Genomic DNA, 12,987 nt, shown 5'->3' on the forward strand with positions numbered 1-12,987 from the left:
ACGACCTTCCCGTCGATGACCTGTGGCATCGGCGAAGAAAGCAGAAACCATGGCTTCCCTGCTCGATGACGTCAATGCCGCCACCCTGCGGTCCGACGTCCCGGCGTTCCGCCCCGGTGACACCGTCAACGTCCACGTGCGCGTGATCGAGGGCAACCGCTCCCGTATCCAGCAGTTCAAGGGTGTTGTCATCCGCCGCCAGGGCGCGGGCGTCAGCGAGACCTTCACGGTCCGCAAGGTCTCGTTCTCCGTCGGCGTCGAGCGCACCTTCCCGGTGCACAGCCCGATCTTCGAGAAGATCGAGCTCGTCACCCGCGGTGACGTCCGTCGCGCCAAGCTGTACTTCCTCCGTGAGCTGCGCGGCAAGGCCGCGAAGATCAAGGAGAAGCGCGACAACTGAGCTGCCGCCCGGTCATCCCCCTGCGGGTGACCCGTCCACAGCCCGGCCGGATAAGCTTCGGCGGCGATGGACACGCAAGCACAGCACTCGGAGCGCGACCGCTCCTCGGAACCCGACGCGGGGGCCGGGGAGAGGTCGCGCTTTTCGCGTATGCGGGCCCGCCTCGCCTCCGCCCTGTCCTGGCGTCGGGTGCTCACCGGGGCGGTCCTGGCCACCGTCGCCCTGCTGCTGTTCAGCTCCTACGTCGTCCAGCCCTTCCTGATCCCCAGCGGCTCGATGGAGCCCACGCTGCGGGTCGGTGACCGGGTCCTCGTGAACAAGCTGGCATACCGTTTCGGCGCCGAGCCGCAGCGCGGCGACGTGGTGGTCTTCGACGGGAGAGGGTCGTTCGTACGGGAGAACCTCGACGCGAACCCGCTGGCCGGGCTGGCGCGCGGGGCGGCGGCCTCCCTCGGGCTCGCGGAGCCCGCCGACACCGACTTCGTGAAGCGGGTGGTGGGCGTGGGCGGCGACCGGGTCGTGTGCTGCGACGCGAAGGGGAGACTCGCGGTCAACGGCACCGTCGTGGACGAGCCCTATCTGTACCCCGGTGACACCGCTTCCCGGGCGCCCTTCGACATCGTGGTGTCCGCCGGCACCCTCTGGATGATGGGCGACCACCGCAGCCGCTCCAGCGACTCCCGTGACCGCCTCGGATCGCCCGGCGGCGGGATGGTCCCCGTCGAGCGGGTGACCGGCCGCGTGGACTGGCTGGGCTGGCCGCCCGCCCGGATCGGCTCGCTGACCGGGACCGGCGCCTTCGGTGACGTGCGGGCACCTGGCGCGGCGCATGGGTAACCGCGGACGCCCGCGCGGGGCATCAGACCCCCGCGCGTCCCTGCCGACCGGGACCAGGCCGACCGGGCCGCGCTCGCTGCCCACCCGGGCGGAGCGCCGCAAGCTCGCCAGGAAGGTCCGGCGCAAGCGCCGCAGGTCCGCGGTGAAGGAGATACCCGTCCTCGTCGTCGTGGCGCTGCTGATCGCGCTCGTCCTGAAGACGTTCCTGGTCCAGGCGTTCGTCATCCCGTCCGGGTCGATGGAACAGACCATCCGGATCGGCGACCGGGTGCTCGTCGACAAACTGACCCCGTGGTTCGGGTCCGAGCCGCAACGCGGCGACGTCGTGGTCTTCAAGGACCCCGGCGGCTGGCTCCAGCAGGAGAACCCCGGGCAGAAGAAAGACCCGCCGATCGGCGTCAAGCAGGCCACCGAACTGCTGACCTTCATCGGGCTGCTGCCGTCCGACGGCGAGCAGGATCTGATCAAGCGGGTCATCGCGGTCGGCGGTGACACCGTGAAATGCTGCGGCGAGGACGGCCGGGTCACCGTCAACGGCGTACCGCTGGCCGAGACGTACCTCCACCCCGACGACCGGCCCTCGACCATCTCGTTCGAGGTGAAGGTCCCCGAGGGGCGGCTCTTCGTGATGGGGGACCACCGGTCCGACTCCGCCGACTCCCGCTTCCACCTCGACGAACCCGACCGGGGCACGGTCGCCGAGGAGGAGGTCGTGGGGCGAGCCGTCGTGATCGCCTGGCCGTTCGGCCACTGGAGCACTCTGGAGGAGCGCGAGGCCTTCCGCGCGGTCCCGGACTCGCGCGCATCGAGGGCGGCGGCCGGGGCACCGTCGAATAGTCTGGCACCTCCGGATCGCGATGGAATGGTCCGGCTCCCGACCCCTGCGGAACTCCCGCTCGTTATGGGAGTGGTGGGCCTGCGTCTGATGGGGCGCGGGCAGTGGCACGTATTGAGGAGTGGATGTGGGGGATTTGGCGGTCGGCGCACGATCCGGACACGACGAACCCGAGGACCGGCCGGAGCGCGACGAGTCTCCCGCGGGTGGGGCGGCGGTCCCGCCGGAGGGCGAGGGCGACGCCCCGGGCGGCGGTGAGCCTCCGAAGGCCAAGAAGCAGCGTTCCTTCTGGGTGGAACTGCCGCTGCTCGTCGGTATCGCCCTGATCCTGGCGCTGCTGATCAAGACGTTCCTGGTACAGGCGTTCTCGATCCCCTCGGACTCCATGCAGAACACGCTGCAGCGGGGCGACCGGGTGCTGGTCGACAAGCTGACCCCGTGGTTCGGCTCGGAGCCGGAGCGCGGCGAGGTCGTGGTGTTCCACGACCCGGGCGGCTGGCTGGAGGACACCGTGACCCCGGAGCCCAACGCGGTGCAGAAGTTCCTGAGCTTCATCGGCCTGATGCCGTCCTCCGAGGAGAAGGACCTGATCAAGCGGGTCATCGCGGTCGGCGGCGACACCGTGGAGTGCAAGGAGAACGGCCCGGTCACGGTCAACGGGAAGAGCCTGGACGAGAAGTCGTTCATCTTCCCGGGCAACACCCCGTGCAACGACAAGCCCTTCGGCCCGATCAAGGTGCCCGAGGGCCGGATCTTCGTCATGGGCGACCACCGGCAGAACTCCCTGGACTCGCGCTACCACCAGGAGCTCCCGGGGCAGGGCACGGTCTCCAACGACGAAGTCGTCGGCCGCGCCGTCGTCGTCGCCTGGCCGCTGGGTCGCTGGGCGACCCTTCCGGTCCCCGACACCTTCGACCAGCAGGGTCTGAACACGGCTGTCGCGATGGCGCCGGCGGCACTGGGTGTAGCCGGAGCGGTGCCCCTCGTGTTGTGGCGCCGCCGGAGGCTGACCGCCCCGCGTACCGCCGGGTAGGGTGCCGACTCGGATCAGCGATTGTCGATCTCCGACGGGGGAGCGCTGGGATGAGCGGTACAGGAAGCAAGGAAGACGGCCGCGGCCGGCTCGGCGCCATGCTGTCGGGCCTCGCCGTGGCCGTCGGCTGTGTGCTCTTCCTCGGCGGTTTCGCCTGGGCGGCAGTGGTCTACCAGCCGTACACGATCCCGACCGACTCCATGGCCCCGACGGTGAACCCCGGCGACCGGGTGCTCGCCGAGCGGATAGACGGGGCCGACGTCCGACGTGGTGACGTGGTCGTCTTCACCGACGAGGTCTGGGCCGCCACACCGATGGTGAAGCGCGTGGTCGGGGTCGGCGGCGACGAGGTGGCCTGCTGCGACAAGGACGGCCGCCTCACCGTCAACGGGACCCCCGTCGACGAGCCGTACGTCGACCAGGGCCCGACGGCCGCCGGCGGGAAGGCCCCCGCCTCGCCCCAGGAGTTCTCCGCCACTGTGCCGCGGGGCAAGATTTTCCTGCTCGGTGACGAACGGGCCACCTCCCTGGACTCCCGGGTCCACCTCCAGGAGGCCGGCCAGGGCTCCGTACCGCTGAGCGCCGTGCAGGCCCGGGTGGACGCGGTGGCCTGGCCGATGGACGGCATGATCGACCGGCCCTCCTCGTTCGCCGCGCTGCCCGGCGGGGTGTCCGCCGCGGGGCCCCTGCCGTTCCAGCTGGGCGCGATCCTGGTGGGGGCCGCTCTGATCCTCGGCGGGGCGGTGTACGGCCCCGTGGCGGCGCGCCTGGGCCGCCGGAAGACGTCTGCCCGAGGGGCCCGGTGACCTCCGGAGCCCGCAAGGTCGCCCGCGTGGTCCTGCTGGACCCCGACGACCGCGTCCTGCTGCTGCACGGCCATGAGCCGGACGATCCGGCCGACACCTGGTGGTTCACCCCGGGCGGCGGGCTGGAGGGTGACGAGACCCGGGAGCAGGCGGCCCGCCGGGAGCTCGCCGAGGAGACCGGGATCACGGACATCGAGCTGGGCCCGCTGCTCTGGACCCGGATCTGCTCGTTCCCGTTCGACGGGCGCCGCTGGGACCAGGACGAGTGGTACTACCTGGCCCGTACGGCGCAGACCGCCACCGTCCCGCAGGGCCTCACCGACCTGGAGCTGCGCAGCGTCGCCGGTCTGAGGTGGTGGACTTCCGCCGAACTGCTCGCGACGCGTGAGACGGTGTACCCGACCAGACTCGCCGAGCTGCTGCGCACGCTCCTCGACGAGGGTCCCCCGCGTGATCCGCTGGTTCTGGCCCCCGAAATCGTCTAATCGTCCAGGGGCGCCGAAGGCTGACGCACAATGGGGGCACGCACGGCTGAAGGGGAAACATGCCATGAGCGCCGAGGACCTCGAGAAGTACGAGACCGAGATGGAGCTGAAGCTCTACCGGGAGTACCGCGATGTCGTCGGTCTGTTCAAATATGTGATCGAGACCGAACGGCGCTTCTACCTCACCAACGACTACGAGATGCAGGTGCACTCCGTCCAGGGTGAGGTTTTCTTCGAGGTGTCCATGGCGGACGCCTGGGTCTGGGACATGTACCGGCCTGCCAGGTTCGTCAAGCAGGTCCGCGTGCTGACCTTCAAGGACGTCAACATCGAAGAGCTCAACAAGAGCGATCTGGAACTCCCGGGAGGCTGACCCCAGGCGGCCCCCTGGAGCCGGGGCCGCCGAAACGCGCGTCGCACGGTGTCGTCCGACGCCGCACGTCGTACGGAAAAGCCCGGTCACTCGTGTGGGTGGCCGGGTTTTCCACATCCGCGGAGTTGTCCACCAAGATCCACATCTTTCGGCGGGCCGGGTCACAGTCGGTGCCGGAGGTGGTGCCGATATGAACGCACGGGGGGCACTCGGGCGGTACGGCGAAGATCTGGCGGCGCGGCTGCTGACGGAATCCGGGATGACGGTGGTCGGGCGGAACTGGCGCTGTCGCGCCGGCGAGATCGACATCGTGGCCAGGGACGGGGATGCGCTGGTCTTCTGTGAGGTGAAGACGCGCAGGTCGGACGGGTTCGAACATCCCATGGCCGCGGTCGGCCCGGCCAAGGCGGACCGGCTGCGACGGCTCGCCGAGATCTGGCTGGAGCGGTACGGCGGGCCACCGCCGGGCGGGGTCCGCATCGATCTGGTCGGGGTGATCGTGCCCCGGCGCGGGGCCCCGGTCACGGAGCATGCCAGGGGGGTGTCCTGATGGGGTTCGCACGCGCGTGTTCCGTGGCGCTGGTCGGCGTCGAGGGCGTGGTGGTGGAGGTCCAGGCGGACCTGGAGCCGGGGGTCGCGGCCTTCACCCTGGTCGGGCTGCCGGACAAGAGCCTGGTGGAGAGCCGGGACCGGGTGCGGGCGGCCGTCGTCAATTCCGGGGCCGAGTGGCCGCAGAAGAAGCTCACGGTCGGACTCTCTCCGGCCTCCGTCCCGAAAAGCGGTTCGGGTTTCGATCTCGCCGTGGCGTGCGCCGTGCTCGGCGCGGCGGAGCGGATCGACCCGGCGACGATCGCCGACCTGGTGATGATCGGCGAACTGGGCCTGGACGGCCGGGTGCGTCCGGTACGGGGCGTGCTGCCCGCGGTCCTCGCCGCGGCCGAAGCGGGGTACGAGCAGGTCGTCGTCCCCGAGCAGACGGCCGGGGAGGCGGCCCTGGTGCCCGGGATCTCGGTCCTCGGCGTCCGGAGCCTGCGCCAGCTCATCGCCGTCCTGTGCGACGAACCGGTGCCCGATGAGCCCAACGGCGGCCAGGGGCGCCCCGACGCCATGCTGGCCGGGCTCATGATCCCCGGCACCGGCCTCGGTACGGGGCTCGCACCGGCCGCGGCCCGGGGCGACGGGCACCTGCCGGACCTGGCGGACGTCGCGGGACAACTGCGCCCGCGCCAGGCGTTGGAGGTGGCCGCGGCCGGCGGACACCACTTGCTCCTCTCAGGTCCGCCGGGCGCGGGCAAGACCATGCTGGCCGAGCGGCTGCCGGCGGTACTGCCACCGCTGACCCGGCAGGAATCCCTCGAAGTGACGGCGGTCCACTCCGTGGCGGGCATCCTCCCCCCGAGTGAACCGCTCGTCTCCCGGGCGCCCTACTGCGCCCCGCACCACTCGGCGACCATGCAGTCCCTGGTGGGCGGTGGCAACGGAATTCCGAGGCCGGGGGCGGTCTCCCTGGCCCACCGAGGCGTGCTCTTCCTCGACGAGGCCCCCGAGTTCTCGGGCAAGGCCCTGGACGCGCTGCGCCAGCCGCTGGAGTCGGGCCATGTGGTGGTCGCGCGGGCGGCGGGGGTGGTGCGGCTGCCCGCCCGCTTCCTGATGGTGCTGGCCGCCAACCCGTGCCCCTGCGGGCGGCACACGCTCACCGGCGCGGGCTGCGAGTGCCCGCCCTCGGTGGTGCGCCGCTACCAGGCGCGGCTGTCCGGCCCCCTGCTCGACCGGGTGGACCTACGGGTCGAGGTGGAGCCGGTCGACCGCGCGGACCTCCTGGGCCAGGGCGGCCGGGGCGAGTCGACGGCGGTCGTCGCCGCACGGGTACGGGACGCCAGGGCGCGGGCGGCGGAGCGGCTGGCCGGCACCCCGTGGACCACGAACAGCGAGGTCTCGGGCCACGAGCTGCGAACCCGCCTGCTGGTGGCCCCGGGGGCGCTGGCGGCGGCGGAACGGGATCTGGAGCGCGGCATCCTCACCGCCAGGGGCCTCGACCGCGTGCTGAGGGTGGCCTGGACGGTGGCGGACCTACGGGGCGCAGACCGCCCGGACGCCTCGGACGTGGCGGTCGCCCTGGAGCTACGGACGGGCATCCAGCGCGGGGTGCCGATGGGGGCGGGGAAGCGGTGACGGGGGAGCGGGTGCTCGGGGCGGGCCCAGGGCCCGGGGGCGGCGGTGAGCCCGGCTTCGCCCCGGAGTGCGGCTTTGACCGGGAGCGTGGCCCGGGCCCCGGCCGCGGGCTCGATCGCGGGTACGGATCCGACGGGGAGCATGACGGCGGCCGGGGCCGGGGGCGGGGTCGTCGGGAAACGGAGTCGTGGGACCGGGAGCATGATGCTCAGCGGTTGGCCAGGGCCGCGTTGACGCGGGTGCTGGAGCCGGGGGACGAGCGTGCCGGGCGGTGGCTGCGGCTCACCGGGCCGGTCGAGCTGATGCGGAGGCTCACCGCCGAGGACGGCTCCGCCGACAAGCTGCCGGGCATGACCGCCGCGCGGCTCGAGGGCTACCGGCTGCGGGCGGCCGCAGCGGAGCCGAGGCGGGACCTGGAGACGGTCGCCGCGGTGGGCGGGCGCTTCGTCTGCCCGGGCGACCGGGAATGGCCGAGCCAGCTGGACGATCTGGGCGATGCGCGGCCCGTCGGGCTCTGGGTGCGAGGGCGGCCCGACCTGCGGCTGTGGTCCCTGCGCTCGGTCGCGGTGGTCGGTGCCAGGGCCTGCACGCCGTACGGGGCGCACATGGCGGCCACCCTCGGCTCCGGGCTCGCGGAGCGCGGCTGGGTGGTGGTGTCGGGAGCGGCGTTCGGGGTGGACGGGGCCGCCCACCGGGGCGCGCTGGCCGCGGGCGGGGCGACGACGGCGGTGCTGGCGTGCGGCGTCGACGTACCCTACCCGCGCGGACACGCGGAGTTGCTCGGGCGCCTGGCCGAACAGGGACTCATCGTGGCCGAGTTGCCGCCGTCCGCCCACCCCACCCGCAGCCGCTTCATTCTGCGCAACCGCGTCATCGCCGCCCTGACCAGGGGCACGGTCGTGGTCGAGGCCCGGCACCGCAGCGGTTCCCTGGCCACCGCCCGCCAGGCGCAACGGCTCGGCCGCTTCTCGATGGGCGTTCCGGGGCCGGCCACCAGCGGGCTGTCGGCAGGGGTGCACGAGCTGCTGCGCGGCGAGGGCGTGCTCGTCACGGACGCGGACGAAGTGGTCGAGCTGGTCGGGGACATCGGAGACCTCCCGCCGGCCCGCCGCGGCCCGGTGCTGCCCAGGGACCACCTGGACGCGACCACCGCGCGGGTCCTCGACGCGCTCCCTTACCACGGCGTCACCCACCCCCGTGACCTCGCACGCGCCGCGGGGACCTCGGCCGACGAAACGCTCGGTCGACTGTACGAACTTCACTCACTGGGGTTCGTCGAACGCGAAGGCGACGGCTGGCGGTTGACGCCTCCTTCGGCACGCAACGACGACGCGCGGCGAGGCGGTACTTGACCTGGAGCATTCGGGTGAAAAGGTAAGGCCGATGACCTCGCACGATCGATCGGTGACCTGTTCGGGGCCCGCGCCAACGGCGACGGCCCCGGTCCCGGGCGGGCGCGGACGACGTGGGGGGCGACAGGCAATAGCGCGGCGGGGATCTCTCGTCCTGCGCGGACTGCGACGCCGCAGTCACGCTACGCTCACAAGGATTCCGCTTCAGACGCAAGTCCCCCAGCACTTCACGGCAGAACGGCTCAAGGCACCACATGCCCCAGCACACCTCCGGGTCTGACCGCGCGGCGAAACCACCGGTTGCGCGTGGCACTGTGCGCCCTCCCGCTCCTTCCTCCCTCGACGAATTGTGGCGTTCCTACAAGACCTCGGGCGACGAGCGGCTGCGGGAGCAGCTGATCCTGCACTACTCGCCGCTCGTGAAGTACGTCGCGGGCCGGGTGAGCGTGGGGCTGCCCTCCAACGTCGAGCAGGCCGACTTCGTCTCCTCCGGGGTCTTCGGACTGATCGACGCCATCGAGAAGTTCGACATCGAACGGGCCATCAAGTTCGAGACGTACGCGATCACCAGGATCCGCGGCGCGATGATCGACGAACTCCGGGCCCTGGACTGGATTCCCCGGTCCGTCCGGCAGAAGGCGCGGAACGTGGAGCGCGCGTACGCCACGCTGGAGGCGCAGTTCCGTCGTACGCCCTCGGAGGCCGAGGTCGCCTCGGAGATGGGCATCCCCCTGGAGGAACTGCACGCCGTTTTCAGTCAGTTGTCGCTGGCGAACGTGGTCGCCCTGGAGGAACTGCTGCACGTCGGCGGAGAGGGCGGCGACCGGCTGAGCCTGATGGACACCCTGGAGGACACCGCCGCCGACAATCCGGTGGAGGTCGCCGAGGACCGCGAGCTGCGAAGACTGCTCGCGCGAGCCATCAACACCCTCCCCGACCGAGAGAAGACCGTGGTGACCCTCTACTACTACGAGGGCCTCACCCTCGCGGAGATCGGCAACGTCCTCGGGGTGACCGAGAGCCGGGTCAGTCAGATCCACACCAAGTCCGTGCTCCAGCTCCGGGCGAAGCTGGCCGACGCGGGCCGCTGACCTTTCGTCGCTGTCCCCTCACCGGTGTCCCCCGAGCCCCCTTCCGCCCTCGCCGGGCATCCGATCGGTGGCTGTGCCCTCCCTCCGCGCGCTCGCCGCCGTAAAGTGGATGCGTGCCCAGGATTCGAGCGGCCTCCGTGGCCGAGCACCGGACCATGCAGCGCGGCGCCCTCCTGGACGCCGCGCGATCCCTGCTGTCCGAGGGCGGTACGGAAGCGCTGACCTTCCCCGCACTCGCCGAGCGCACCGGCCTCGCGCGGTCCTCCGTGTACGAGTACTTCCGGTCCCGTGCCGCCGTCGTCGAGGAGCTGTGCGCCGTCGACTTCCCCGTCTGGGCGGCCGAGGTCGAGAACGCCATGCAGCGCGCCGAGACGCCCGAGGCGAAGATCGAGGCGTATGTGCGCCGCCAGCTCGACCTCGTCGGGGACCGCCGCCACCGCGCGGTCGTCGCGATCTCCGCGAGCGAGCTGGACGCCGGTGCCCGGGAGAAGATCCGGGCCGCGCACGGCGGGCTGATCGCCATGATCGTCGAAGCTCTCGGTGACCTGGGCCACGCCCAGCCGAGGCTGGCCGCCATACTCCTGCAGGGGTCGGTCGACGCCGCCGTACGCCGGATCGAACTGGGCGTCGCCGAGGAGCCGGGCGTCATCGCGGACACCGCCGTCGCGATGGTCCTGCGCGGTGTGAGCGGCTGACCCGGCCCCACCCCGCCACCCCTCCGCGCAACGCCCCCGCCTCCGTCCTCGGGCCCGGCTCCGGCACTCCGAACACCGGCAGCAACCGCGAAGGTCCTCTCCGCAGCAGCGCGGGCGGCAGCAGCGAGAGCGGGTCCAGGTAGGCGTCCCCGCGCCGCAGCCCCCAGTGCAGGCAGCCCGCCGCACAGTGGGACGCCCCCGCCTCCAGCACCCCGACCGGCTGTCCCGCGCGCACGTCCGTGCCCTCCTCGGCCAGCGGTCGCACCGGCTCGTACGTGGTGCGCAGCGGCGGTGAACCGCTGCCGGCCACCTCGATGGCGAGCACCCCGCGCCCCGCCACCCGCCCCGCGAACGACACCCGGCCGTCGGCGGCCGCCAGCACCCGGGCGCCCGGACCCGCCGCGAGGTCCACGCCGCGGTGGCCGGGCCCGTACGGACCGGCGGGCGGCTCCCACCCCCGTAACAGCGCGGGCCTCCCCGGCAGCGGCCAGCTCCGGGCCCCGCCGCCCGCATCCGCACCCGGCAGGGAGGCCGGCGCCCCGGTCGGCACGACCTCCGTGCCCGGCGCGGAGCGCACGGCCGGGCCGGCCGGGCCCGGCGGTAGCAGCACGTACAGCAGGAGCCCCAGGAGCAGGAGCGGCAGCAGGGGACGGTGGGCGGGGGAGCGGCGTGGGCCGGGCTGGTGGCGCATGCCCGCCACGATGTCCCGGAGGCCGGGATTCCGGGGATCATGGACCGTTCCTGTGGACTACTCGCCGGTTGTGGACATCCCCGTCACCCGCCCGTGGCGCTGCCGTCACCCGGCCACGGACGTTGCCGTCACCCGGCACTCAGCCGGTCCCGTACACTTCTTACGGCGATCCGGGTCACCGGGTCGACTTCGCACGCCCCGCCACCTTCCTCGTTCTCGAAGGTGGCCGCGCTCCTCGGTCCCTCGTGGCACGGCGCGTCGGGGCGTCAGGCGCGAACGCAAACCTGCGGTCGCGATAACCGAGCACCTCAAGGAGTACGGCCATGGCCGTCGTCACGATGCGGGAGCTGCTGGAAAGCGGCGTCCACTTCGGTCACCAGACCCGTCGCTGGAACCCGAAGATGAAGCGCTTCATCTTCACCGAGCGCAACGGCATCTACATCATCGACCTGCTCCAGTCGCTGTCGTACATCGACCGCGCCTACGAGTTCGTCAAGGAGACCGTCGCCCACGGCGGCTCCATCATGTTCGTGGGTACGAAGAAGCAGGCCCAGGAGGCCATCGCCGAGCAGGCGACGCGCGTCGGCATGCCGTACGTCAACCAGCGTTGGCTCGGCGGCATGCTCACCAACTTCTCCACCGTCTACAAGCGCCTCCAGCGCCTGAAGGAGCTGGAGCTCATCGACTTCGAGGACGTGGCCGCCTCCGGCCTCACCAAGAAGGAGCTCCTGGTCCTCTCGCGCGAGAAGGCCAAGCTGGAGAAGACCCTCGGTGGTATCCGCGAGATGCAGAAGGTGCCCAGCGCCGTCTGGATCGTCGACACCAAGAAGGAGCACATCGCCGTCGGTGAGGCGCGCAAGCTCCACATCCCGGTCGTCGCGATCCTCGACACCAACTGCGACCCCGACGAGGTCGACTACAAGATTCCGGGCAACGACGACGCGATCCGCTCCGTCACCCTGCTCACCCGCGTGATCGCCGACGCCGTCGCCGAGGGCCTCATCGCCCGCTCCGGTGCAGCCACCGGTGACTCGAAGCCGGGCGAGAAGGCCGCCGGCGAGCCGCTGGCCGAGTGGGAGCGCGACCTGCTCGAGGGCGACAAGAAGGACGAGACCGCGGCTGCCGCCGAGGTGCAGTCCTCCGCCGAGACCGAGAAGGTCGCCGACGCCGAGAAGCCGGCCGAGGCTGTCGCCGAGGCCGAGGCCGAGGCCGAGGCTCCGGCCGCGGACGCCGAGCAGGCCTGACACCCGTCACGGCTGCTGACGGCGGGGGCCGACGCCACGAGCGTCGCCCCCGCCGTTCACCCGTAGATCTTTCAGACTTCGAGAGAGACATACAGACTCATGGCGAACTACACCGCCGCTGACGTCAAGAAGCTCCGCGAGCTCACCGGCGCCGGCATGATGGACTGCAAGAAGGCGCTCGACGAGGCCGACGGCAACGTCGACAAGGCCGTCGAGGCGCTCCGCATCAAGGGCCAGAAGGGCGTCGCCAAGCGCGAAGGCCGTTCCGCCGAGAACGGTGCCGTCGTCTCCCTCATCTCCGAGGACAAGACGTCCGGCGTCCTCCTCGAGCTGAAGTGCGAGACGGACTTCGTCGCCAAGGGTGACAAGTTCCAGAACGTCGCCAACACGCTCGCCGCGCACGTCGCCGCCACCTCCCCGGCCGACATCGACGCGCTGCTCGCCTCCGAGATCGAGGCCGGCAAGACCGTCCAGGCGTACGTCGACGAGGCCAACGCCAACCTCGGCGAGAAGATCGTCCTGGACCGCTTCGCGCAGTTCACCGGCGCGTTCGTCTCCGTGTACATGCACCGCACCATGCCCGACCTGCCCCCGCAGATCGGTGTTCTGGTCGAGCTGGACAAGGCCGACGCCGACCTGGCCAAGGGCATCGCGCAGCACATCGCCGCCTTCGCCCCGAAGTACCTGTCCCGCGAGGACGTCCCGGCCGAGGTCGTCGAGGCCGAGCGCCGCGTCGCCGAGGAGACCACCCGCGCCGAGGGCAAGCCCGAGGCCGCCCTTCCGAAGATCGTCGAGGGTCGGGTCAACGGCTTCTTCAAGGAGGCCACCCTCCTGGGCCAGCCGTACGCGCTGGACGCCAAGAAGTCCGTCCAGAAGGTCCTGGACGAGGCCGGTGTCACCCTGAAGCGCTTCTCGCGCATCAAGGTCGGCATCTGAGTCCGTCCGGGCGAACAGCGTCGGACCCGATAGGGTC

15 protein-coding genes are annotated in these 12,987 nt (G+C 71.7%); 14 read left to right on the top strand and 1 reads right to left on the bottom strand.

Going from position 1 to position 12,987, the window contains the following annotated elements; genetic code table 11:
• The first annotated feature begins 49 nt into the window (after positions 1–49).
• From rplS to CCZ36_RS26535, 12 genes are all read left to right on the top strand, one after another.
• On the top strand, positions 50–400 hold the full coding sequence (gene rplS, locus CCZ36_RS26480; protein WP_006127901.1) for a 50S ribosomal protein L19: 351 nt from the start codon (positions 50–52) through the stop codon (positions 398–400).
• A gap of 66 nt (positions 401–466) precedes the next feature.
• A complete protein-coding gene (gene lepB, locus CCZ36_RS26485; RefSeq protein ID WP_128818711.1) occupies positions 467–1,237 on the top strand; it encodes a signal peptidase I in 771 nt (256 codons plus the stop codon).
• Positions 1,230–2,330: a signal peptidase I gene (gene lepB / locus CCZ36_RS26490; RefSeq protein ID WP_234427938.1), complete on the top strand. Its 1,101-nt coding sequence runs from the start codon at positions 1,230–1,232 to the stop codon at positions 2,328–2,330. Before lepB (CCZ36_RS26485) ends, lepB (CCZ36_RS26490) begins: the two co-directional genes overlap by 8 nt.
• A 34-nt stretch (positions 2,331–2,364) precedes the next feature.
• Positions 2,365–3,105, top strand: a complete 741-nt coding sequence (lepB, locus tag CCZ36_RS26495) for a signal peptidase I (RefSeq protein ID WP_234427939.1) — start codon at positions 2,365–2,367, stop codon at positions 3,103–3,105.
• A 50-nt stretch (positions 3,106–3,155) separates the two neighbouring features.
• Complete coding sequence (lepB, locus tag CCZ36_RS26500; RefSeq protein WP_069740210.1) at positions 3,156–3,911, top strand: signal peptidase I; 756 nt, start codon at positions 3,156–3,158, stop codon at positions 3,909–3,911.
• The gene (locus tag CCZ36_RS26505) at positions 3,908–4,396 is read left to right on the top strand and encodes an NUDIX hydrolase (protein ID WP_069740211.1); all 489 of its coding nucleotides are present in this window, start codon (positions 3,908–3,910) and stop codon (positions 4,394–4,396) included. Before lepB (CCZ36_RS26500) ends, CCZ36_RS26505 begins: the two co-directional genes overlap by 4 nt.
• Positions 4,397–4,460: 64 nt before the next feature.
• On the top strand, positions 4,461–4,769 hold the full coding sequence (locus tag CCZ36_RS26510) for a DUF2469 domain-containing protein (protein ID WP_003965949.1): 309 nt from the start codon (positions 4,461–4,463) through the stop codon (positions 4,767–4,769).
• A 190-nt stretch (positions 4,770–4,959) separates the two neighbouring features.
• Entirely contained in the window at positions 4,960–5,319 is a 360-nt protein-coding gene (locus CCZ36_RS26515) for a YraN family protein (RefSeq protein WP_069740212.1), read from the top strand.
• Positions 5,319–6,941, top strand: coding sequence for a YifB family Mg chelatase-like AAA ATPase (locus CCZ36_RS26520; protein WP_069740213.1), 1,623 nt, complete (start codon positions 5,319–5,321; stop codon positions 6,939–6,941). Before CCZ36_RS26515 ends, CCZ36_RS26520 begins: the two co-directional genes overlap by 1 nt.
• Positions 6,942–7,180: 239 nt before the next feature.
• Entirely contained in the window at positions 7,181–8,293 is a 1,113-nt protein-coding gene (dprA, locus tag CCZ36_RS26525) for a DNA-processing protein DprA (RefSeq protein WP_128819743.1), read from the top strand.
• A 254-nt stretch (positions 8,294–8,547) separates the two neighbouring features.
• Positions 8,548–9,384: an RNA polymerase sigma factor WhiG gene (gene whiG, locus CCZ36_RS26530; protein ID WP_069740215.1), complete on the top strand. Its 837-nt coding sequence runs from the start codon at positions 8,548–8,550 to the stop codon at positions 9,382–9,384.
• A 137-nt stretch (positions 9,385–9,521) separates the two neighbouring features.
• Positions 9,522–10,079, top strand: coding sequence for a TetR/AcrR family transcriptional regulator (locus CCZ36_RS26535; protein ID WP_128819745.1), 558 nt, complete (start codon positions 9,522–9,524; stop codon positions 10,077–10,079).
• Here CCZ36_RS26535 and CCZ36_RS26540 read toward each other — a convergent pair.
• Entirely contained in the window at positions 10,030–10,770 is a 741-nt protein-coding gene (locus CCZ36_RS26540; RefSeq protein WP_128818712.1) for a M23 family metallopeptidase, read from the bottom strand. The genes CCZ36_RS26535 and CCZ36_RS26540 overlap by 50 nt on opposite strands.
• Before the next feature lie 323 nt (positions 10,771–11,093).
• Here CCZ36_RS26540 and rpsB point away from each other — a divergent pair, with 323 nt between their 5' ends.
• The gene (gene rpsB, locus CCZ36_RS26545) at positions 11,094–12,014 is read left to right on the top strand and encodes a 30S ribosomal protein S2 (RefSeq protein WP_128818713.1); all 921 of its coding nucleotides are present in this window, start codon (positions 11,094–11,096) and stop codon (positions 12,012–12,014) included.
• A 99-nt stretch (positions 12,015–12,113) separates the two neighbouring features.
• Positions 12,114–12,950 carry a translation elongation factor Ts gene (tsf, locus tag CCZ36_RS26550; RefSeq protein ID WP_069739323.1) on the top strand — a complete coding sequence of 279 codons (837 nt, stop codon included), beginning with the start codon at positions 12,114–12,116 and terminating at the stop codon, positions 12,948–12,950.
• The last annotated feature ends 37 nt before the right edge of the window (positions 12,951–12,987 follow it).

Origin of the sequence: Streptomyces sp. S063 (assembly GCF_002832675.1) — a bacterium.
GTDB lineage: Bacteria > Actinomycetota > Actinomycetes > Streptomycetales > Streptomycetaceae > Streptomyces > Streptomyces sindenensis.